At 63.4% G+C, this 21732-nt stretch carries 24 protein-coding genes and 1 tRNA gene; 9 read left to right on the forward strand and 16 right to left on the reverse strand.

Going from position 1 to position 21732, the window contains the following annotated elements:
• Positions 1-15: 15 nt before the first annotated feature.
• Complete coding sequence (gene cdd / locus B208_RS0101520; protein WP_007978705.1) at positions 16-402, reverse strand: cytidine deaminase; 387 nt, start codon at positions 400-402, stop codon at positions 16-18.
• A gap of 77 nt (positions 403-479) precedes the next feature.
• Here cdd and B208_RS24115 point away from each other — a divergent pair, with 77 nt between their 5' ends.
• Entirely contained in the window at positions 480-665 is a 186-nt protein-coding gene (locus B208_RS24115) for a hypothetical protein (RefSeq protein ID WP_171970510.1), read from the forward strand.
• On the opposite strand, the gene B208_RS0101530 is transcribed toward B208_RS24115, so the two are convergent.
• The 5 genes from B208_RS0101530 to B208_RS0101550 all read right to left on the reverse strand — a co-directional run bounded on the left by B208_RS0101530 (position 644) and on the right by B208_RS0101550 (position 7211).
• Positions 644-1696 carry an ABC transporter permease gene (locus B208_RS0101530; RefSeq protein ID WP_007978709.1) on the reverse strand — a complete coding sequence of 351 codons (1053 nt, stop codon included), beginning with the start codon at positions 1694-1696 and terminating at the stop codon, positions 644-646. The two genes, B208_RS24115 and B208_RS0101530, sit on opposite strands and share 22 nt — an antisense overlap.
• Positions 1689-3002, reverse strand: a complete 1314-nt coding sequence (locus tag B208_RS0101535; protein ID WP_007978710.1) for an ABC transporter permease — start codon at positions 3000-3002, stop codon at positions 1689-1691. Before B208_RS0101535 ends, B208_RS0101530 begins: the two co-directional genes overlap by 8 nt.
• Positions 2999-4546: an ABC transporter ATP-binding protein gene (locus tag B208_RS0101540; RefSeq protein WP_007978713.1), complete on the reverse strand. Its 1548-nt coding sequence runs from the start codon at positions 4544-4546 to the stop codon at positions 2999-3001. Before B208_RS0101540 ends, B208_RS0101535 begins: the two co-directional genes overlap by 4 nt.
• A 48-nt stretch (positions 4547-4594) precedes the next feature.
• A complete protein-coding gene (locus tag B208_RS0101545; RefSeq protein WP_007978715.1) occupies positions 4595-5728 on the reverse strand; it encodes a BMP family lipoprotein in 1134 nt (377 codons plus the stop codon).
• A 121-nt stretch (positions 5729-5849) separates the two neighbouring features.
• Positions 5850-7211 (reverse strand): phosphohexomutase domain-containing protein, encoded by a 1362-nt coding sequence (locus B208_RS0101550; RefSeq protein WP_007978717.1) that lies wholly within the window; start codon positions 7209-7211, stop codon positions 5850-5852.
• A gap of 90 nt (positions 7212-7301) precedes the next feature.
• On the opposite strand from B208_RS0101550, the gene B208_RS24865 reads away from it, so the two are divergent.
• On the forward strand, positions 7302-7433 hold the full coding sequence (locus B208_RS24865) for a hypothetical protein (protein WP_264781515.1): 132 nt from the start codon (positions 7302-7304) through the stop codon (positions 7431-7433).
• Positions 7434-7451: 18 nt separating this feature from the next.
• On the opposite strand, the gene B208_RS0101560 is transcribed toward B208_RS24865, so the two are convergent.
• Positions 7452-7925 (reverse strand): DUF5793 family protein, encoded by a 474-nt coding sequence (locus B208_RS0101560; RefSeq protein WP_007978721.1) that lies wholly within the window; start codon positions 7923-7925, stop codon positions 7452-7454.
• 238 nt (positions 7926-8163) lie between these two features.
• On the opposite strand from B208_RS0101560, the gene B208_RS0101565 reads away from it, so the two are divergent.
• From B208_RS0101565 to B208_RS0101590, 6 genes are all read left to right on the forward strand, one after another.
• The gene (locus B208_RS0101565) at positions 8164-9798 is read left to right on the forward strand and encodes a type II/IV secretion system ATPase subunit (protein ID WP_007978723.1); all 1635 of its coding nucleotides are present in this window, start codon (positions 8164-8166) and stop codon (positions 9796-9798) included.
• Positions 9798-11897 (forward strand): type II secretion system F family protein, encoded by a 2100-nt coding sequence (locus tag B208_RS0101570; RefSeq protein WP_007978725.1) that lies wholly within the window; start codon positions 9798-9800, stop codon positions 11895-11897. The genes B208_RS0101565 and B208_RS0101570 overlap by 1 nt, the downstream gene beginning before the upstream one ends.
• 31 nt (positions 11898-11928) lie before the next feature.
• A complete protein-coding gene (locus B208_RS0101575) occupies positions 11929-12570 on the forward strand; it encodes a class I SAM-dependent methyltransferase (RefSeq protein ID WP_007978727.1) in 642 nt (213 codons plus the stop codon).
• Positions 12571-12686: 116 nt separating this feature from the next.
• Positions 12687-12757 (forward strand) — tRNA-Gly (locus tag B208_RS0101580).
• Positions 12758-12871: 114 nt separating this feature from the next.
• Positions 12872-12997: a hypothetical protein gene (locus tag B208_RS24870; RefSeq protein ID WP_007978728.1), complete on the forward strand. Its 126-nt coding sequence runs from the start codon at positions 12872-12874 to the stop codon at positions 12995-12997.
• A gap of 70 nt (positions 12998-13067) precedes the next feature.
• Entirely contained in the window at positions 13068-13670 is a 603-nt protein-coding gene (locus B208_RS0101590) for a class I SAM-dependent methyltransferase (protein ID WP_007978730.1), read from the forward strand.
• Between the two features lie 18 nt (positions 13671-13688).
• Here B208_RS0101590 and B208_RS0101595 read toward each other — a convergent pair whose 3' ends face one another.
• From B208_RS0101595 to rpl7ae, 9 genes are all read right to left on the reverse strand, one after another.
• Complete coding sequence (locus B208_RS0101595; RefSeq protein ID WP_007978732.1) at positions 13689-14027, reverse strand: hypothetical protein; 339 nt, start codon at positions 14025-14027, stop codon at positions 13689-13691.
• Positions 14024-16399: a penicillin acylase family protein gene (locus tag B208_RS0101600; protein ID WP_007978734.1), complete on the reverse strand. Its 2376-nt coding sequence runs from the start codon at positions 16397-16399 to the stop codon at positions 14024-14026. Before B208_RS0101600 ends, B208_RS0101595 begins: the two co-directional genes overlap by 4 nt.
• A 141-nt stretch (positions 16400-16540) precedes the next feature.
• Positions 16541-16903 carry a 2Fe-2S iron-sulfur cluster-binding protein gene (locus B208_RS0101605; RefSeq protein WP_007978735.1) on the reverse strand — a complete coding sequence of 121 codons (363 nt, stop codon included), beginning with the start codon at positions 16901-16903 and terminating at the stop codon, positions 16541-16543.
• Positions 16900-18303: a selenium-binding family protein gene (locus tag B208_RS0101610; protein ID WP_018128659.1), complete on the reverse strand. Its 1404-nt coding sequence runs from the start codon at positions 18301-18303 to the stop codon at positions 16900-16902. Before B208_RS0101610 ends, B208_RS0101605 begins: the two co-directional genes overlap by 4 nt.
• Positions 18304-18776: 473 nt before the next feature.
• Positions 18777-18914, reverse strand: coding sequence for a hypothetical protein (locus B208_RS24120; RefSeq protein WP_007978738.1), 138 nt, complete (start codon positions 18912-18914; stop codon positions 18777-18779).
• A gap of 169 nt (positions 18915-19083) precedes the next feature.
• On the reverse strand, positions 19084-19542 hold the full coding sequence (ndk, locus tag B208_RS0101620; RefSeq protein ID WP_007978740.1) for a nucleoside-diphosphate kinase: 459 nt from the start codon (positions 19540-19542) through the stop codon (positions 19084-19086).
• A complete protein-coding gene (locus tag B208_RS0101625) occupies positions 19539-19730 on the reverse strand; it encodes a 50S ribosomal protein L24e (RefSeq protein WP_007978742.1) in 192 nt (63 codons plus the stop codon). The genes ndk and B208_RS0101625 overlap by 4 nt, the downstream gene beginning before the upstream one ends.
• The gene (locus B208_RS0101630; protein ID WP_007978744.1) at positions 19730-19957 is read right to left on the reverse strand and encodes a 30S ribosomal protein S28e; all 228 of its coding nucleotides are present in this window, start codon (positions 19955-19957) and stop codon (positions 19730-19732) included. The genes B208_RS0101625 and B208_RS0101630 overlap by 1 nt, the downstream gene beginning before the upstream one ends.
• A gap of 11 nt (positions 19958-19968) precedes the next feature.
• Positions 19969-20331 carry a 50S ribosomal protein L7Ae gene (gene rpl7ae / locus B208_RS0101635; RefSeq protein WP_007978746.1) on the reverse strand — a complete coding sequence of 121 codons (363 nt, stop codon included), beginning with the start codon at positions 20329-20331 and terminating at the stop codon, positions 19969-19971.
• 483 nt (positions 20332-20814) lie between these two features.
• Here rpl7ae and B208_RS0101640 point away from each other — a divergent pair, with 483 nt between their 5' ends.
• Positions 20815-21669, forward strand: coding sequence for a cytochrome c oxidase subunit 3 (locus tag B208_RS0101640; RefSeq protein WP_007978748.1), 855 nt, complete (start codon positions 20815-20817; stop codon positions 21667-21669).
• The last annotated feature ends 63 nt before the right edge of the window (positions 21670-21732 follow it).

The following is a 21732-nucleotide window of genomic DNA, read 5'->3' on the forward strand; positions in this document are numbered from 1 at the left end:
ACGTGTCTTTCACCCTCAGCCCAGCATGTCTTCGGTTATCGTGTCCGGAAGCAACTCGCCGAGCGTGTACTCCGTCACGTCGTCGCCGTGGTCACAGACGACCACCAAGTCGTCGTCACAGAACTCCGCGAGCGTCTGTCGGCACATCCCGCAGGGCGTCACGCCATCCCGGCGTGCGGAACTGACCGCTAAGCGGTCGAATTCACGGTGGCCCGATTTTATCGCCTCGGCGATGGCGACCTCCTCCGCGTGGAGGGAGTTGCTGAAGTTCGCGTTTTCGATATTACAACCCACGTAGACGGTACCGTCCGCCGTTCGAAGCGCCGCTCCGACGGGGTACTCCGAATACGGAACGTGCGCTCGGTCCTGAATCTCGCGTGCCTGCTCGACGAGTTCGTCCATGGAGGACGTGCGGTTCCGGGCGTCAAATAACAACCGACAGCCGAGTCTTTTTATACCAAGACGGAACCAACCCCGTCGTGTTTCGTCTCCTCGTCGCTATCGTCCGCGCCCTGCTCGGCACCACGCCGAGTGCTGTCTCTGTACGGTGGTATCGAACCGGAATCGACCGGCGACGAGAAATCGAACGACTTCGGAACGGACTCCGTGAAAAATCGGTCGTGGCGAACGACCGGCCGCCGCCTCACTCCTCGCCGGATTCGTAGGGTTCGCCCGCGGCGTCCGGGGTTCGCGTGTGTCCGACGAACACCAGCACGATGATGACCGTCACGTACGGGATGACGCCGATGAGTTCCCTCGGAACGCTGAAACCGACCTGCTGGAGTCGCAACTGAAGCGCGTCGAGACTCGCGAAGAGGAACGACGCGCCGAACGCCCCGAGCGGGTTGTAGTTCCCGAACAGGTACGCGGTGATGCCGATCCAACCGCGGCCATCGACCATCGTGGCACCGCTCCCGTTGAACAGTCCCGCCTGTCCGAGCGACAGCCCAGCGCCGCCAATTCCGGCGAGCGTACCGGAGATGAGCACGCTCGCGTAGCGAACGCGATGGACGTCGACGCCGACCGTATCGAGCGCCATCGGATTCTCTCCGCTGGCTTTCACCCAGCGGCCGAACGCCGTCTCGTTCAGTACGAACCACGTCAGCGGCACGGCGAGGAGGAGCATGTACACCGTCGGATTCGCGTCGAAGAGGATCGGCCCGATGACGGGTATCTTCGCGAGAAGCGGAATACGCCAGTTCGAGAGCGTTCCGACGCTCGGGCTGTTGATACCTCCCCAGAGAATCTTGCTGGCGAACGGCGCGAGCCCCAGCGCGATGAGCCAAACGGCGAGTCCCGCGATGATCTGGTCGGCCTTGAACTCGATACAAACGACAGCGAACAGGAGTGCGAAGAGCGTGCTCGCAAGTACCGCCGCGAAGAATCCGAGCCAGAGCGTCGTCTGTGTCGCGCTTCCCGACCCGGCCAGCGCGTCCGCGACCGCGACGCCGGTGAACGCCGAGATGATGAGGTGGCCTTCGAGCCCGATGTTGGTGACGCCGCTCTTCTCGGCAAAGATACCGCCGAGTGCGGCGAAACCGATGGGAACGGTGAATCGGAGCGCCGCGCTCACGTAGCTCGCGTTGATAGTACCGACGATTTTGCCGAGTGCGCTGTTCGGAAACACGAGACCGAGAACGGCGAGAACCGCCGCAATAGCGACGGAAGCTCCGGCGATTCGGAGCCGTTTATTCATCGTCCTCACCCCCCTCGATTCGGGACCCGCCATCCGCGGCGACGGCCCCCGACGGTTCCGGCGTCGTCACCCGTTTGCCGATCATCCGGAAGAACTCCGGCATGGCGACGAACAGGATGATGAGCCCTCGCAAGACGCCGACGAGTTGTTTCGGAACGCCGAGCGCGAAGTCGATGGCGAGGCTTCCGCTCTTCAGCATGCCGAACAGCAGCGCCGCCAGCGGGACGCCGAGCGGGTTGTTGCCCGCGAGAATCGTCACCGTGATGCCGTCGAACCCGTAGGACGGGACTCCCTGTTGCCATCGACCGAGGATCATCAGGACGTAGACCGTCCCGCCGATACCGGCGATGGCACCGGAGAGCGCCATGCTCGACACCATCGTTCGCTTCGCGTCCACGCCGCCGTATTCGGCGGCTTCCGGCTGAATTCCGCTCGTCCTGAGGTCGTATCCGAACGCGGTTCGGTGCAACAGCAGGTAGATGCCGACCGCGAGCGCGAGTGCGCCGACGAGCACGAGTATGGAGAACGACGCCTGACTCGGGAACACGATGGGCGACAGCACCGCCGCCCCCGGAACCGGGCGCGTTTCGACGGTCTGACTCGCCGGGTTCTTGAAGTACTCCGAGACGAGGACGAACGCGATGCCCGTCGCAACGAAGTTGAGCATGATGGTCGTGATGACCTCGTTCGCGTCCGCGTACGCCTTCATCGCCCCCGGAATCGCGCCGTACGCGCCACCGACGAGCGCCCCGACGACCAACCCGAGCGGAATGAGGATGAGACTGCCGACGAGTCCGCCCGGAACGTACGGAGCGACCCACAGCACCGACAACGCCGACCCGAGCGCGCCGAGCACGAGCTGACCTTGCGTACCGATGTTGAACATCCCGGCACGGAACGCGACTGCGGCGGCCAATCCCGCGAACAGGAGCATGCTCGTCTGCCGGAGCGTCACGGCGAGACTGAACTTATCGAGAATGAAGTCCGGCGGGAACAGAGTGGACGTCTGCGGGTTCGCGAACGACCCGACGAAGAGGTACTTGTACACCTGAATCGGGTTGTAACAGAACGACCCCGGTATCGGGAACTGGACGCCCCAGCCGCCGGTTCCCGGAATCGAAATGAGCACCTGCTGCGCGAGGAAGGGGTCGGAACAGGTCGCGACCCATCCCGAGATGAGGATGACGAACCCGCCGACGATGATGGACATGACGAGCGCCGCGAGACTGATGAGCACCCGCTCGACCGCGGACGCCTCGACGAGCCGGGAAAGACCCTGCTCCGCCCGGTCTTGCCACGAACTCACTGTGCTTCACCTCGGAGACTCGGTGTGTCCGCCGGATGCTCGCCCGCCATCAGCAGGCCGAGTTCCTCTTCTGTCACACGGTCCGGGTCGACGACGTCCATGATTTCACCTTCGTACATGACTGCGAGTCGGTCCGAGAGCTGCTGTACTTCGTCGAGTTTCGAGGAGATGAGGACGATGGCCTTTCCCTCGGCCCGTAAATCGAGCAGTCGGTCGTGAATGAACTCGATGCTGCCGACGTCCACGCCGCGTGTTGGGTGGGCAGCGACGACGAGCGACGGGTCGCGGGCGAACTCCCGACCGACGATGAACTTCTGTTGGTTTCCGCCGGAGAGCGATTCCGCCGACGCGTCCGCGTCGGGCGGCCGAACGTCGTACTGTTCGATGATGTCCTCGGCGTGGGCTCGCGTGCCGTCCCAATCGATCCGCCCGTCGTGCGTGAACGGTTCCGAATGCTGGCTTCCGAGCAGCCCGTTCTCCACGAGGTCGAACTCCATGACCAAGCCCTGTTCGTGGCGGTCCTCGGGAACGTAGGCCATCCCGGCGTCGATTCGGTCACGACGGGACATCCCCGTGATGTCGCGCCCGTTGAACGAAATCGCACCTTCGTCCGGCGAGTCCAAGCCGGTGATGGCCTCGATGAGTTCGGATTGGCCGTTTCCGTCGACGCCCGCGATGCCGAACACCTCGCCCTCTCGGGCGACGACATCGACGCCTGACACCTGTTCGACGCCGCGTTCGTCCGTTATTCGAAGCCCGGAAACGTTGAGCATCACGTCGCCCGGGTCCGCCGGTTCCTTCTCGGTTTCGAGCAACACCTCGCGGCCGACCATGAGTTCCGCGAGTTCCTCGCGGGTCGTCCCCTCGGTATCGACCGAGCCGACGTTCTTCCCGTCCCTGAGGACGGTGATTTGGTCGGCGGCGTCCATGGCCTCGCCGAGCTTGTGCGTGATGAAGATGATGCTCTTTCCCTGTGCGGTGAGTTCGTCGAGCACCGTGAGCAGGTCCTCGATTTCCTGCGGCGTGAGCACCGCGGTCGGTTCGTCCAGGATGAGGACGTCCGCGCCGCGGTACAGCGCTTTCAGGATTTCGACGCGCTGCTGGACGCCGACGCTCACGTCTTCGACGAGCGCGTTCGGGTCCACGTCGAACCCGTACTGGTCGCTTAGCTCGCGCACCTCGCGTACGGCGCGGTCCCTGTCCATCGCCAATCCACCCCACTTTCGGGGTTCGTTTCCGAGAACGATGTTTTCGGCAATCGAGAGGGTATCCACCAGCATGAAGTGTTGGTGGATCATACCGATACCGCTCTCGATGGCGTCTCGCGGCGAGTCGAACTCGCGTGGCTGGCCGTCGACGACGACGCGCCCCTCCGTGGGCTCGTACAGACCGTAGAGCACGTTCATCAGCGTCGTCTTTCCGGCACCATTCTCCCCTAAAAGTGCGTGAACCGACCCCGGTTCTATCGTCAAATCGACGTTATCGTTTGCGACGACACCCGGGAATCGTTTCGTAATGCCGTCGAGATGTACCGCCCGGCTCATTCTTAATCTGGATTTCCGTCCTACTTGTATAAGCGCGCGGGTTTGCGCTTACTTCTCGACCGTCGTCGGAACTTCGATGTCGCCGCTGATGATCGCTTCGCGGGACTCTTTGACCTTCGATTTCACGTCGTCGGGAATTTCCGACCCGAGGTCGGCGCCGTACACGGCCTCGATGCCGCCTTGCTCCAGGCCGAGAGTGTTGACTTTGCCGCCCTTGAATTCGCCGTCGATGACGTTCTTCGTGGAGCGGTAGACCGCCTCGTCCACCTTCTTCACCATGCTGGCGAGGATGACGTTGCTGAACTTCGCCGTCCCCTTGGCCTTCGACTGGTCGCTGTCCACACCGATGGCGAACCGACCCTTCTGGTTCGCGGCCTTGAAGACACCAGTTCCGGTACCACCAGCCGCGTGGTACACGATGTCCGCGCCGTTTTCGTACATCGAGAGCGCCGCTTCCTTCCCCTTCACGGGGTCGCTGTACGTGCCAGCGTACGCCGTCTTGACCTCGATGTCCTCGCTCGCGTGTGCGACACCGGCCTTGTAGCCTGCCTCGAACTTCTTGATGAGGGGAACCTCCTTGCCGCCGACGAAGCCGACGGTCTTCTTCCCGGACTTCGTGGAGCTTTTGCCCGCGCTGAAGTCCATCTGGGTCAACTGTCCCGCGAGGTGGCCGACGAGGAACGACCCCTGTTGCTCCTTGAAGACGTAGTTGGCGACGTTCTTCACGAGGTCGCCGTTGTCCGTCTCCGCCACGCTGTCGACGAGCATGAAGTTCTGGTCGGGGTACTGTCCCGCGTTCTTGATGAGGGAGTTCGTCTGAACGTAGCCGATACAGCAGATGAGGTCGTAGTCCGGGTTGCTGGACTGGGCGAACTGGCGCTGGAGGCTCTCCACGTCGGTCGGGGAGTCGGGTTCCGCGTTCTGGAACTGAACGCCAAACTCCTTTTTCGCCTGCTTGATTCCCATGTTCGCCATGTCGTTGAACGAGTTGTCGCCGAGGCCGCCCGTCGCGTAGACCATCCCGACGTTCGTGGTGTCCTCCCCGTCGCCGGAGCCACCGTCCGTTCCGTCGGTCGACGTGTTGTCGGTTCCGTCGTCGTTTCCGTCGCCGGAGCCACCGTCACTGGGGCTACTGATACACCCCGCGAGGCCAGCAATACCGAGCGCGCCGCCAGTTTTCATCAATGTTCGACGCCGTTTGTCAATGTTAGTCATCTATGCGTAACCAGACGGGTAATTTGTGATAAACGCGTCGCTTCACGCTTGAAAGGTCGAAAAATAACGGACAGGAGGCTATTGACGGTTACTTTTTTGCAGCGGATACGGCGTTCCCTACGACGTCTTTCGTCTCGGCGACGAGTTCGTCAACGGTCTCGCTCTCGGCGTAGATTCTGACGTACGGTTCGGTGCCGCTCGGTCGAACGAGCACCCACGAGCCATCTGCCCGTTCCGCACGGACCCCGTATTCTGTTTCGACGGTCGCGTCGGGGAACCGCTCGGGAATCGCCGTCTCGACGCGTTCCATCGTCCCGGTCTTCGCCGCGTCGGGGCAATCGACGCTCACCTTTCGATAGGGTCGTTCGGTCACATCGGCCCGAAGCGCTTCCACACCACCGGCGTCCGCGATGAGTCGGGAGAGCACCGCCGCGCTCACCACGCCGTCTATCCAACCGCCGAACTGGGTGTGGATGTGTTTCCACGGTTCGGCGGCGAACACGACTTCGGTGCCGTCGTCGCCCTCTTCGAGGGCCGCCGCGATGCCCTCGTGAAGCGCACCGAGGCGCACGCGCTCGACGCGACCACCGGCCGCCCGGACGCGCTCGTCGATTCGCGCCGAGGCGTTCGGCGTCGTCACCACCACGGGGTCCTCGGCGTCGCTGGCGTACGTGTAGTGTTCCGCGAGGAGTGCGACGACGGTATCCTCGTGCACGACGTCGCCGTCCGCGTTGACGAGGACGATACGGTCCGCGTCGCCGTCGTGGGCGAGGCCGAATTCGAAATCGTCCGAGGCGACGAACGAACGCAGGTCGGTCAACGTCTCGGGCGTCGGCTTGCTCGGTCGGCCGGGGAAGTGACCGTCCACGTTCGCGTTGAGCGAGATGACGGTCGCGCCCAGCGCCCGAAGCACTTGGGGGGTCGCCACGCTCGCCATCCCGTTGCCGCAATCGACCGCGACGCGGACGCCGTTCAGTGGCGCACCGTACTCGCGTGCGTACTCAATAACCGCATCCCGGTACGCGTCGATGACGTCCTCGTTGGTGCTCTTTCCCCACTCGTCCCACGGACGGGGTGGTTCCTCGTCCTCGACGCCGGTTTCCACGGCGCGTTCCGCGGCCCGGTCGTACTCCTGTCCGTCGTCGAAGAGTTTGATGCCGTTGTCCGTCGATGGGTTGTGACTCGCGGTGAGCATGACGCCGCGACGACCCTGCGAGGCGAACGCGAGCGCAGGGGTCGGAAGTTGTCCCGCACGGCGAACGGTCGCCCCCGCGCTTTCGAGTCCCGCTTCCATCGCGGCGGCGAGCGCCGCGCCCGTTTCGCGTCCGTCACGGGCGACGACGAATTCTTCCGCCTGTCGTCCCGCGGCCCGTCCGACGGCGAGAGCGAGTTCGGGCGTCACTCGCTCGACGACATCACCACGGATACCCGCAGTTCCGAACAAATTCATACGGAGGGGGTTCGCACGCTGGTACTTAGGTTCCCGCGATTCCGTTTTACCCCCAATAACGATATGCCGACCAAGGTCGTAGCGGTTGACATGAACATGCCAAAGCTGACGACGCCGAACGGACTGTTCGACTACCTCATCGGACTCATCATCGTCCTTGCAGCAATCGCGGGCCTCTACATCGTCGCGGTGATGACCGGCGTCATCGCTCCGTGGTTCTGAAGGCGCGAAAAGGGTGGGTTACAGTTCGACGCCGCTCGGGATGAGGCTGTGTTGGCGCAACAGATTGCCTTCGCTGTTGTAGACGAGAAACGTGCTCTTGTCGTACTCGACCACGTGGTCGCCGTTGATGGCGATATCGACGTGATAGCGTCCGTTCGACTCGTCCGTTTCGTCGCCGTACGCACGGGCCGCCCGGATGAATCGGAGCACGTCGTCCGCGTCCTCGTTGAGTTCGAGGATGAAATCGCCCGTCGTTCGGTTCGTTACGCTCACCACGCCCGTCGCTGTCGGGTCGTCCAGACTGGCTTGGAGTCGGAAAGTAACGTCCGTTTCGCTCGCATCGAGGAGTTCGTCGGATGGTCCGGTAAGTCGCTCACGGAGCGTTGCGGACGGTCCCTCGAAATCGATGATTACCGTCGGCTTGCGGGGCGTCCCGTCCGCTTCAACCCAGTCGATATTTTCGACGTTCAGTGTGAAATAATCGCGCCTCATTCCGTACGCGAACCTACGTTCTCGCGTCTCATGAACGTAACGCCATATATCGAAACGAGACCATTATGTCACCAACATTTTCTCTCTCCCAACATATCTATCGAAACTGAAATTGTCCGGCCATTGATTTAAGTACTCCCACTCCAATGAGCGTGACGAACACACGTCTCTCACGTGCGGACGCGTGTCGGTCGGGGACCGACGTTCGAAACACCCGTACGAGAGACAGGGAACAAACATGTCGGAGTTATCGATAGACGAACTGACCGTTCGCGTCCGTGAGTGGCGACGGACGATTCGGCGCACGGCGGAGATGCTTCGGGGTTCGACCGTCTCGGTCGGCGACTACGACCCGGCGACCCACGGGTCGCTCATCACGTTCACCGGAGTGCCGGGCTACGAAGAGGTGGAGCGATACTGGGTGAACGCGCCGTTCGCGTTCGTCTCCATCAACTACGACCCGGAGGCGAACGAACACTTGTATCACGTCGTCGAACCCGAGTTGGATGACGTCGAAGTCGAACTGCTGGAGCGGCTGTTTTCCGACCTGCGCGAGTCGCTCATCTACCGCCGCGAGATGGGAGACGAGACGGCGGAAACCGTCCTCCGCGACGAACTGCGCGAACTGCTCGAAGTGTACGGCGTCGAGGTGGACGCCGCGACCTACTACCGGTTGTTTTACTACCTCTTTCGCTCGTTTCGCGGATTCGGTAAACTCGACCCGCTCATCAACGACCCGCACATCGAGGACATCTCGTGTGACGGCTACGACCTCCCCATCTTCGTCTACCACGACACGTACAACGACATCGGGACGAACGTCGTCTACTCGAAGGACGAACTCGACAGCCTCGTCGTCCGTCTGGCCCAGCAGTCCGGCCAGCACGTCAGCGTCGGCGAACCGGTCGTCGAGGCGACGCTCCCGGACGGCAGCCGCGCAGAACTCGCCCTCGGCGAGGAAGTGACGCCGCGAGGGTCGGCGTTCACCATCCGAAAGTACGCCGACGAACCGTTTACGCCGGTGGACCTGGTGAACTACGGAACCTTCAACCTCGACCAGATGGCCTACCTCTGGCTCGCCATCGAGAACAACAAGTCGCTCATCTTCGCGGGCGGCACGGCGTCCGGCAAGACGACTTCGATGAACGCGATTTCGATGTTCATCCCGCCGCGCTCGAAGGTGCTCACCATCGAGGACACGCGGGAGTTGACGCTGTATCACGACAACTGGCTGTCGTCCGTGACACGCGACCGGTTGGACGAGGGAACCGACATCACGATGTACGACCTGCTCCGGTCCGCCCTCCGTCACCGCCCCGAGTACATCGTCGTCGGCGAGGTCCGCGGCGAGGAGGCGATGACGCTCTTTCAGGCGATGAACACCGGTCACACCACCTACTCGACGATGCACGCCGACTCGGTGCAGACGGTCATCAACCGCCTCGAAAACGAACCCATCAACGTGCCGCGGGCGATGATACAATCGCTCGACATCCTCTCGATTCAGTCGTTGACCTACGTCGGCGAGGAGCGATTGCGGCGGACGCAGACGCTCGCCGAAATCAACGGCATCGACCAGCGAACCGGCGATCTGGACTACACGACCACGTTCTCGTGGGAGCCGAGCAAAGACACGTTCCGCAAACGCGACAGCGGCGTGCTAGACGAGATTCGACGCGACCACGGCTGGTCGCAGTCAGAACTGCTCACCGAACTCCGCGACAGGAAACTCGTCCTCCAGTATCTCCGCGAGAACGGCATCTCCGACTATCGGCGCTTTACGGCGATGGTCAACGAGTACTACGCCGACCCGGAGACCGTCGTTTCGAACGTCAGGGAAAGCACCGACTCGGCCGTCGCGGAGCTCGACTGATGGGTCTGCTCAACTTCGTCCCGCTCGTCCTCGCGCTCGCGTTTCTCGCGCCCGTCGCCCTCTCGCCAGTCAGCAGGACGGCGTACCGAACCGTCACCCGCGTTTCGCTACAGCTCTTCGGCAGCTACGTCCGCGACGGCGGGCGGAAACGGAACCGCCGCGAGGAGCTGTTGCGGGCGGCGCACGTCGGGGAGACGTACCGACTGTACGCGTCGAAAACGTGGGTGTACACCACATTGGCCACCATCTCCGGCAGCATCATCGGTATCTACGTCGTCGGACTCGTGTTGGCCGTCCTTTCGGTCTCCCCGGCGACGCTCCGTGCTGAACTCCCGGCGAGGTTGCAGTTTCTCGCCAATCTCGTGGTCGTCCCCTCGCTCACTCTCGGCGAACTGTTCGTCCTGCTCGTGTTCAGCAGCGCGACGGTCGGCCTCCTCGGTGGCGCGCTGACGTACTGGCTTCGCTGGGAGTTGCCGTCCTACCGGGGGAACGCCCGCGCCCGGAAGATAGACGGCAGCCTCTCTCGAACGGTCGCGTTCACCTACGCGCTCTCCCGGAGCGGGATGGGAATGCCCGCGATAATGCGGACGCTGGCGCGGAACCGCGACGTGTACGGCGAGGCGGCGGCGGAGGTCGGGGTCGGCGTCAAGGCCATGGACCTGTTCGGACTCGACGTGCTGACCGCCATCAAGCAGATGTCGCGCCAGTCGCCGAGCGAGAAGTTCGAGGATTTCGGCGAGAACTTGGCGAGCGTCCTCCAGAGCGGCCAGAGCCTTCCGACGTATCTAAGCGAGCAGTACGAGCGCTATCAACGGGACGCGAAAGCCGAACAGGAGGCGTTTCTCGAACTGCTCTCGGTGCTCGCAGAGGGGTACGTCTCGCTGTTCGTCGTCGGTCCGCTCCTGCTCATCACCATCCTCGTCATCATGGGGCTGATGGGCGTCGCCGACACGCTCGACTTCCTCTATCTGATGGCGTATCTGCTCATCCCCCTCGGTAACGTCGGATTCGTCGTGTATCTCGACAGCATCACGGAATCGCTTCGAATCAGCCGCGAGTCGAGGACGACGCCGAGTATCACCGTTCCGACGGTCCGGCGCGTCGCCGACCCGGACGCCGGACGCACGGTGAGCGACGGCGGAACCACCCCGACCAACGTCGAACGATTGGCGGCCTACGACCGATTCAAGGACGTTCGAGACGGCCTCGAGGACCCGTTCAGAACCGTCCGCCGGAACCCGGATACGCTGTTGTACGTGACGGTTCCGCTCGCACTCCTCTCCGTCGTGCTTCGCGTCTTCCCCGACCTCGCGGCGGGGACGGCGACGCCCGCGTCCGTGGATGGCGTCGTGATACAAGCCGCGCTGTTCGTCTTGGGGACGTACGCCGTCGTTCAGTGGGCGTACCGTCGCCGGGTTAAAGCGATAGAGGCCGCCGTTCCCGACATGCTCGACCGACTCGCCAGCCTCAACGAGGCGGGGATGACGGTCGTCGAGAGCGTTCGACGGGTGACGAACAGCGACCTCGGCGCGCTGAACGACGAGTTAGAGCGCATGTCGCGCGACATCGAGTGGGGAACCGACGCCGCGACCGCGCTCCGACGGGTCGAGGACAGAATCGACACGCCGACCGTCACGCGGGTCGTCTCGCTCGTGACGAACGCGATGCACGCCAGCGGCGACATCGGGCGCGTCCTTCGAATCGCCGCGGACGACGCACAGGAATCGAGACGGCTCCAGCGCCAGCGCGAGGACGAGATGAAGACCTACCTCATCATCATCTACCTCTCGTTTTTCGTCTTCCTCGTCATCATCGGGGCGCTTTCGGCCATCCTGGTTCCCGCGCTCCAGGACCTTCCCGCCGGAAACGCGGCCGGTGGTCCGGTCGGCGTCGGTGGCCTCGGGAACGCCGCGGCGGTGGATATTCACGCCTACACCATCGTCTTTTTCCACACCGCGCTCGTCCAAGCCGTCGTCTCCGGGTTCGTCGCGGGGAAGATGGGCGAGGGAACGGTACGCGACGGCGCGAAGCACGCGACGGCGATGTTGGCCATCTCCTACGTCGCCTTCCTACTCATCGAGTTCCTGGTTTACCCGTAGGAGATTTACCCCCCGGCGCGAGAGTTCGACTGTGAACCCGACGAGTCACGACGTACGGGCGACCTACGACCGCATCGCGGGCCACTTCGCCAAGACGCGGGAGTACGCGTGGCCCGAAGTCGAATCGTTCCTCGACGGTCGAGCGGGCACCACGGCCCTCGACCTCGGCTGTGCCAACGGCAGGCACGCGGAACTGCTGACCGGACACGCCAGCCGCGTCATCGGCGCGGACGTGAGCGCGGGCCTCCTCGTCGAGGCCCGCGAACGGGCAACGGAACGCGGTTTCGACCTCGAACTGGTGCAGTGCGACGCGGCCCGGATTCCGCTCGACGACGACACCATCGACCTCGCGGTCTACGTCGCCACGCTTCACCACCTACCGAACCGCGAGGCCCGCGTCGGCAGTCTGGACGAACTCGCCCGCGTGCTCTCACCCGACGGAACCGCGCTCGTCAGCGCGTGGAGCACGGCTCACGACAAATTCGACCGCGAAGAGGGCTTCGACACGACCGTCGATTGGACGCTCCCCGGCGGGGAGACGGTGCCGCGGTTCTACCACATCTACTCGCCCGACGAGTTCCGCGAGGACCTCGACGAGAGCGCCCTCGTTTCCGACGACGTGTCCATCTCCAGCGGGAACTGTTACGCCGTCGTCCGCGGGCGAAAACAGTAACACCCTTAAGCCGGGGGGCACAATTCAGGAGTACACTCGTATTCGAACGCACCGGTGGTGAGCAAATCCTTCGGATTTGCGAGCCTCGGTGCGTACTCGGAACGGAGTGAGAGTACGCACCGGTGGTCTAGTGGCAGGACCTGAGCCTTCCAAGCTCATGGCACGGGTTCAAATCCCGTCCGGTGCATTTTCCGAGCGCTACTCTCCGAGCGGCAAGTTTGCTGTGTCGGTCGGTTTCGAAGCGAGGAAATTCACGAGGGATTTGAAGTAGACGAGTCGCACGCCCGGGAAGCGTGCGTTCGTGAGCGACGAAGGAGCGAAACGAAAACAGGGGAGAGGTGAACTCTCCCCGAGCGACCCGGAACGTCTCGGCGTCGTTCAAATCCCGTCCGGTGCATTCTTCCACTATCGCTTCTTCGAGTCGTAACTGCCGTATCCGGATTACTTCCTCCAACAGTGACAACTAAACCGATGCTTTCCGTCATCCGAACCGAACGATGACGGACCCGGAGACGATTGCGACCTATCAATCGGTCGCGGACGAGTATCGGGAACTGCACGCGGACCGAACGGGTGTCGAGGGGATAGCCGAGCGATTTCTGACGGCCGTCGAGGGAGTGGCCGAGGGGAGCGCTCGAATCGCGGACGTGGGCTGTGGTCCCGGGTGGGAGTCGGCGACGTTCGCGGAGCGCGGTCACGAGGTCGTCGGCATCGACCTCACGCCGAACTTCCTCCGGGCGGCGCGGGAGGTCGCCCCTGCCGCCAACTTCGCGCGGATGGACATGCGTCGGCTCGGGTTCGAGTCCGATTCCTTCGACGGCCTGTGGGCTTGTGCGTCGTTTCTCCACGTCCCGCGGGAGGACGCTCTCGGCACGCTGAAAACGTTCCGTCGGGTGCTCCGACCCGGCGGCGTCTGCCTCCTCTCGGTCAAACACGGCGACGGCGAGATGAGCGGCGACGTGTACGACGAGGACGGACGGCGGTTCACGCTCTACCGACCCGATGAGTTGCGGTCGATGGCGGACAGCGCGGGGTTCACCGTCGAATCGGCCAGCGTCGATGCGACCGACTCGTGGGTGCAACTGCTGGCGCGAGCCTGAGTGGGGGAAAAGGAGTTCCTACGCCAACGACCGAGCCAGCCCACCGACGGTTCCGAGAACCAGCGGAATCGCCGCGGTGAGCGCGGTGATTTGCCCCATACCGAGGGCGTGGCTGAACGACCCGTGGAGCGCGAGCAGGCCGGAGAAGAGGAGGAGGGCGAGCACGCCGAAGCCGAATCCCGCGAGCACGCCGCGTTTCGGTGTCAGCGCGGGGATGCTGATGAGCGCACCGCCGACCAACAGGCCGAGCCAGTGGGTCCACGCGAGGGCGAGTCCGACGACCGCACCGACGGCGACGAACGACAGTCTCGCGGTCGGATTCGCCCGGAGCGCGTCGAGTCGGTTCAGTCGGCTCATTCGTCACCTCCGAATTCGACGGCGAGGTCGCCGCGAATCTCGTGCGACAGGGGTTTGTACTCCGTGTTCGCCCATCGGCGGAGTTGGTCGTGGTAGTGGTCCGAGAAGTAATCGCCCGAGTTGCCGCCGGGGACGATGGCCTTCGAGTCGCCTCCCATCGGGCAGATCATCCGCCAACTGCTGCCGACCGCGGAGTCCTTCCGGTAGTTGTTCACGGTGTGACTCGACCCGTCCGTCGGAAGCACGGGATAGTTCAGGAACGACTGGTCGAACGGATGCGTGATGGCTTCCGTCGTGTTGTAATCCCCGTACACCTCGTCGTCGCCCTCCGCGACCTTCTCCGACGCCGTTCGGAGGGCGCGGACCATCGCCACTTGTCGCCCCTCGCTTCCGAACCAGCGCTCGCCGTCGAGGTGCGCCAGCACCCAATCGCGGGGGTAGTAGTCCTCGTCCAACCCGGCCTCATCGAAGGCGTCCGAAAGCGCCTCCTCGCGGAAGGCGTCGAACCAGTGGACGAACAGCAAGGCGGCCTCCGAATCGCGTTCCATCCGGTAGTTCCACCGCGACAGCGTTTGAACCGCCGATTCGAGGCCGTCAGCCCCTCCCGCGGCGTCCAGTAGCGTCGGAACGAGCGTTTCCGCCCGTTTGTCGAGCGTGTCGTCCTGAATCTCCGCCATCGTTTTCACGTCCATGGCCCCCGCTTTCGCCTTCTCGTCCAGCAGTTCGTAGATTCGCTGGCCGCGATAGGGGCTGGAGTACCCCTCGGAGAGGTACGGGTCGTCCGTGATTCGCTGGTTCGCGGTCGCTATCAGGTCCGGGTCGGTGACGTGCGGTTTGTCCTCGAACGGGACGAACCCCTCCCACGACGAGACGCCGAACGGTTCGAACCCTTTCCACTCGCCCTCTCCAGCGGAGCCGTCGAAAATCCGGTCGCCGCGGACCTCCTCGCCGTCCACCGTTCGGCGGGGAATCTTCCCGGTGACGTAGTAGAGCGTGTTGCCGTCCCGGTCGGCGTAGATGAGGTTCTGCGTGGGTTCGTCGAATCCCCTCGTCGCCGCGCGAAAATCCTCAACGCCGTCGCTTCTGGCGTACTCGCGGATCGCCGCCGTCGTGTTCGTCGCCGTGTGGCCCGTCCACGCGACGCCGACCCGGTAGCCCTCGCGTTCGAGGACCGGCCCGTGGACCGTCTTTCGAACCGTCGCCGTCCTGTTTTCGCCGTCGGCGACCTCGATTTCCCGTTCCTCGGTTTCGAACTCGCGCCACTCACCATCGTAGCGGTACCGATTCCCGTCGGTTTCGTACCGGTAGAAGTCGATGACGTCCGCACCGGCGTTGGTGAACCCCCACGCTCCGGCGTGGTTCTCGCCGATGACGACGAACGGGACGCCCGGAAACGTGACTCCGCGGACGCGCATGTCGCCCTGTTCGAGGTTCATCTCGTACCAGACCGGTGGAGCCATCAGCGATAGGTGCGGGTCGTTCGACACGATTGGGGCCCCGCTCTTCGTGTGTTTCCCCGAGACGAGCCAGCTGTTCGACCCGATGCCGTGGTCGCGCTCGAAGCCGCCGAGCCAATCGAGCAACGGCGCTCCGACTGCTTCCGAGTCGGTCGCCTCGTTCCGTCGGGAGATATCGTTCGCCGTCGTTCCCTCGTTCGCCTTCCCCTCGTCTTTCCCGCGGATAATCGGCGAGTCGTGGTCCAGTCGCTCGGGGTAGAGGTCCGTCGCGGCGTCCGGGCCGAGCGCGGAGGCGACCTTGGCGCGCCGGAGGGGGAGAAAGCTCCCCGTCAGCGTCCACGAAATCTGCTTTTCCAACAGCATCGTGTCTTCAGGGGTCCACCGCGCCGGTTCGTACTCCAGCAGGCCGAACTCCAGCGGGAGCGGTTCGTTCTCGATGTACGCGTTCACGCCCGCCGAAAACGCCCGGACGGGTTCCGCCGCCTCCGGTTCCGAATCGGCGATGTGGTCCCACGTCGCGTCCGCCGCGCCCGCGAAATCCATCTGGACGTGGAACTCGTCGGAGTCGGCCGCCAGTCCGCCCACGACGGCGGCAACCTGGCCGCGCATCAACCGACGCTGTAGGTCGAGTTGAAACAGCCGGTCCCGGGCCTGCGCGTAGCCCACCGCGAAGTAGAGTCCTGTCTCGGTTTCGGCCGTGATGTTCGGCACGCCGTCCTCGTCGTAGCGGAGTTTCGCCGACCCGTACTCGCTTTCGACGGACTCGTTCACGTCGTCCGTCGCGCTCTCCCACGCCGACCCGCTCAAGGGGGCGAAGCGCCGGAGGTAGCTCCGAACGGGCGAGAGCGACCCGCCGACGGCCGTTCCCCCGAGTATCGCGCCGACGAGGGCACGGCGCGTGATATCGTCATCCATACCACAACGTGTGACCTCGCCGATATAAATGCCCCCGCCTCGGCCCCAATTGTAAACGAGTGGTAGGTTTAATTCCGTTGCAATCGCCGAACGCGAGCGTCGAACGTTCCGCGCCTCCCCCACGGCCCCGCCGCGCTCCACCTACTTCCACGGATTCGTCACGAGGTCCGAATGAACGTCGGTCCCGACTTCGATTCGACAGTCCGTCTTCGGGCGGGCGATACAGAGCAGGACGTAGCCGTCCGCCAGCGAATCCGTTTTCAACGCCCGGGGTTCGCGCTCGTGTTCGATTTTCCCGGACAGCAGACGACCGGTGCAGGTGGCACACGCGCCGGTTCGACAGCCGAACGGCAGGCCGATGTCCGCTCGCTCGGCCGCTTCCAGCACCGATTCGGCGGCCGCGGCGCGGACGGTTTCCGTTCCGCCTCCGCGCCACCGAAGTTCGACGCGATGGCGGTCGCCGTCGCCGTCGCGTTCGGCGGCCGTTCCGTCGCGCTCCGTCACTGCCACACGTCGCTCGTGCAGTCGCCGTCGGGCCACCGGATTTCGTGCGCCCGGGCGGGACCGTTCGGCATCTCGCCGAAGTCCACAAGGAAATCCTCGTCCAGCGTCATCGTCCCCTTCCGCGGGTTCACGTCGGCCTTGAGCATCACGGACCCCTTCTCGCCCTCCTCCGGGTAGAACTGGTTGTCCCACGTGGAGAACAGCGAGGTGGTCCAGTACAGGCGCTCGCCGTCGATGCTGAGTTGGAGCATCTGCGGTCCCGCGACGACCGGTCTGTCGTCCTCGCCGGTCGGGTGGCGCGGGCCGTACAACCCGCCCGCCCAGAGTTGGTCGGCGAGGCGCGGGTTCGACGGGTCGCTCACGTCGTACATCCGCACGTCGCCGTGCAACCAGTTCGAGAAGAACAGGTAGCGGTCGTCCATCGAAACGAGGAGGTCGGTGATGAGACCCGGCACGGGCATGTCCCAGTCCTCGTGCTCGCGCGGTTCGATGTCGATGACCTTCTCCGCGAACCACTCCTTCTCGCGCTCGTAGAAGTGGAAGATGTTGGACGAGAGCGCCGCGCCCACGTAGCCGTGGGCCGCCTCCGGGCTGTGCAGGAACCGGACTTCCAGCGGAATCATCCCCTCCTCGCCGAGGTCGACGGTTTGCTGGAGTTGTCCCCGTTCCCAGTCCCAGAAGTGGAGTTTGTGACCGTACTTGCCCGCCTCGACGTCTTCCAAGTCGAAGCCGGGATAGTAGGTCTTCGGCGCGGCCCACTCCGAGGAGACCATCACGTTGTGCCGCGGCTGATACCAGAAGTCGTAGTTCATCTCGATTTCGCCCGGCGGGTCCCAGCGCCCCTCGATTTCGAAGTCGTCGTTCAGTTCGAGGAAGCCACCCGGCAGGTCGCCGTCCTCGTTCCCCAGCATCGAGATGAGGATTTCCCCGTCGGGAATGCAGTGGACGGTGTGCGGCGCGGACAGGTCGTACTCGTACACCTCCTCCGGCTCGATGACTTTGACGATTTCCGGGTTCTCGCGGTCCTTCGTGTCGATGATGTGCAACCGCGACGACCGCTGACCGGGAACGACGAGGTGGCGTCGCTCCAGCCCCTCGACGTGGCAGGACGAAGAACAGGCGTTCCAGCCGAAGTGGTGTAGTTCGTCGCCCTTGTTCGGCATCTCCACGCGGTCGATGACCTCTGTGTACGTGTCCGAGTCCGGGTTCACGTCCACGACCGACAGGAAGTCGGGTGCATCGACGTCCGTCCCGACGTACAACGACGGTACGTACGCAACCGTCTCGCGCTCCGCCTCCTCGATGGCGGCCTGTGGCGTCGCGTAGCCCGGCCCCTCAACGTCGTGGTGGTGTTCGTGGTGTTCGTGCGCTCCGCTTTCGCTTGATTCGGTATCGCTCATGGTTCCCCCCTCCAGTTCGACCTTCGATAGCACCGGTCGTGACGAGGAGTGTTGCGGCAAATATTGCCTCAAATTGGGGAGGATGTCTTGGGCTTCGTAGAGCCTGCGCATCCAACCAGCGGGATGTCCGATTGTTCCGAGGAGTGTTTGTCTGGAGTGTGATTGCAACCACGGGGAATCAGACCGCCGCGAAAGCCCCCGCCCGCCCCCGATCGCTGTGCAGGATATCCGCGCTCTCCGCACCGCACGCGCAGATAGTTGCCTGCACAGACGACCACGATAAACGCGAGTTCAGTCGGAACGGAGCTCCGACAGCGTCCCCCTCACTCCGTTCGCGGGACCGGACGGCCCCTTTCAGTCCTACCCAAACGACAGCACCGCACCACAGCCTCCCCAGCCGATTCCTCCCTCGTCGCTACTGCCCTCGCAAGAACGAACTAACCCAAGGCGTCTCCAACGATTCCGCCTCCCTCCTACACCCCGTATTCCGACACGCCGAGAATCGCACCGCACTCCGAACACTCCCAGACGGTCGCGTCGCTGAACTTCGCGTCCGTCTCGCTCTCTACGACTTCGATGAGGTCCTCGCCGCACGCGATACAGTGTCCCATACGACGTCGTTCTCGCTTTCGATTATCTGCTTTTTGGTCACTTCGAGAGCGCTAAAAGCAATTCAGGTGGTCACGTTTCTCCAGACGTGACTGATTCGAGGCCCCGTCGAAAGCGGTTGCTCCGCTCTGGGTCGTCGGGTGCAGAAAAATACCGCAACGCGTCAGTGACTTACTCGTACAGCCACTCGGCGTCTATCTTCTCGTAATCGACCAGTTCGTCCTCGTCGAAGAACAGGTCGATTTCGCGCTCGTTCGCGCCCTCGTCCTCGTGGTCCGAACCGTGAATCACGTTTCGGCCGAGGTCGAGACCGAAGTCGCCGCGGATGGTGCCCGGGGCGGATTCGGCTGGGTCGGTTTCGCCCATCATGCGGCGAACCTGTCGCGTTGCGTCCTGCCCTTCCCAGACCATCGCAAAGACTGGGCCGGAGGTGATGAAATCGACAAGGCCGTCGAAGAACGGCTTGCCCTCGTGTTCACCGTAGTGGTCGTGGGCGAGTTCCTCGCTGATCTGCATGAACTTGCCGCCGACCATCTTCAGACCGCGGTCCTCGAAGCGGGAGACGATCTCCCCGATGAGGCCGCGCTGAACGCCGTCGGGCTTGACCATCACGAAGGTCCGTTCGCTCATTCGTTACCACTCTCTGCTTGGCCTTGCTCGGTCCATTCGAGGTCGCGCGGTTCGCGGCCGAGGTCGGCGTTCTTCTCGCACTTCGCCGAGCAGTAGTGGATGGTCGTTCCGTCTACGCGGACGAACATCGTTCCCGTACCGGGCTCGATGTCGTTTCCGCAGTAATCACACTCTCGCGTCTGTGGCATTATTGTCCTCCGATGGAGTCTGCCTCGCGTGCGGTCTCTCGCAACTGGAGCACGTCGCCCTCTCGGACCGGTCCGAGACAGTTGCGAGTGATGATTCGCCCTTGGTTGCTGCCTTCGCGGATGCGGCATTTGACCTGCATGGCCTCGCCGTGCATCCCCGTCTTACCGACGATTTCGATGACCTCGGCGGAGGTGGAGTCCTCCTGTCCGGTCTCTTCAGCACTCATTGTGAGTCACCTCACCGAAGTTCCTCGACCTTCGAGGCGATGTCGTCCACGTCGTCGCTGGCTTCGCCAGCGTCAACGATGGCGGCGGCGGCGCTGCCGACTTCGAGTCCGGCCGCGTGACCGACGTCGTCCTGCGTCTCGACGAAGATGAAGGGGATGCCCTTCTCGTCGGAGAGTTCGGGCAGGTGCATGACGATTTCCTCGGGCGTAACGTCTTCCGCGACGTAGATGAGGTCGGCGTTGCCGCGCTCGACAGCCTTGGTCGTCTCGTTCGTTCCTTTCTTTACGCTTCCTGTGTCCCGTGCGACTTCGAGCGCGTCGAGCGCTCGGTCCTGCAGGTCGGCTGGGACGTCGTAATTGACGTATACTGGCATAGGTTGTTCACCTCCCTACGCGCTGGCTCAGGCTCCCCTGCCGGATGAGTCCTGTACGGCTAGGAGCATCATCAACCCCGCGTAGGTTGTACACTCCAGTAGAGTGTGCCCCCATAAAAACGCTTTCAAATCCACGACGGAGTGGCACGGTGGCGCACACGCTCCTATCCCCCGATTTCGGCCGATTATTCACGACACTCGAAATCGGCGTCCCACTCGTCGCGGGGGAGTCCGTAGAACAGCGTGTCGTGGTACGCTCCCCGCGAGAAGATGTGCTCTCGAAGTCGGCCTTCGCGCTCGAATCCGAGCGACGTTCGAAGCGGAAAACTGGACCGGGCATACCGATTCCGAGGGGACGAATGACAAAACAGTTTCAGTTCATCCGGGAACGGGACAAAATCCCGTCAAAAACGTTTCCGACGAATCCGAACACCCGTTTTGTGGCTCCAACACGTACACGCGTTCATGAGTGGGGGGACAGCAATGCGTACAGAGACGGCGACCGAGGAACAGGACCATCACCTTCCGGCACCCGAAGACTGGCCGAAGGGATTCGGCGAGGCGTCGTGGTGGCCCTTCGTCTCCGCGGTGGGTGTCGTCGGACTGTACGTCGGTGCGGGGCTCTACGTGTTGAGCCACGGCGGAAACTCCTACGTGCCACAAATCGCCAGCCCGGTCGTCTTCGTCCTCGGGACGGTCGTGTTCCTCGTCGGGCTGTACGGCTGGTTGTACCACGGCTTCGTGGACCACTACTGGTACCGGGAGGGCGGCGGGCAGACGAAGCTCCGATGGGCGATGACGCTCTTTCTGGGGACCGAAGTGGCGACCTTCGGAGCGGGATTCGTCTACTACTTCTTCATCCGCGTCGGAACGTGGCCGCCCACCGGCCAGACCATCCCCGACGTGATGAGTTCCCTCGTTCTCATCAACACGCTCATCCTCATCGCAAGCAGTTTCACGCTCCACTACTCGCACATGTCGCTCCTGCGCGGGAAACGGAACCGGTTCATCACCTTCCTCGCGCTGACGATTCTGTTGGCGTTCGTCTTCCTCGGCGGCCAGATTTACGAGTACAACCTGTTCATCACACACGAAGGGTTCACGCTCACCTCGGGCGTGTTCGGAAGCGCCTTCTTCGGCCTGACCGGGTTGCACGGCCTCCACGTCTCGCTCGGCATCGTCCTCATGTGCATCCTGTTCGTCAGGGCGGCGTACGGACAGTTCTCGTCGGAGCGGGACACCTCCGTCACCACCGTCACGATGTACTGGCACTTCGTGGACGCAGTGTGGATATTCCTCGTCGTCTCGCTCTACGCCGGTGCGACGCTTTCCGGCTAGCCACCACACCATGTCACCAATTGACAATGGCCAAAAAACATATACGGAAGGCACCTATTCGCT

It is taken from the genome of Haladaptatus paucihalophilus DX253 (assembly GCF_000376445.1).
GTDB lineage: Archaea > Halobacteriota > Halobacteria > Halobacteriales > Haladaptataceae > Haladaptatus > Haladaptatus paucihalophilus.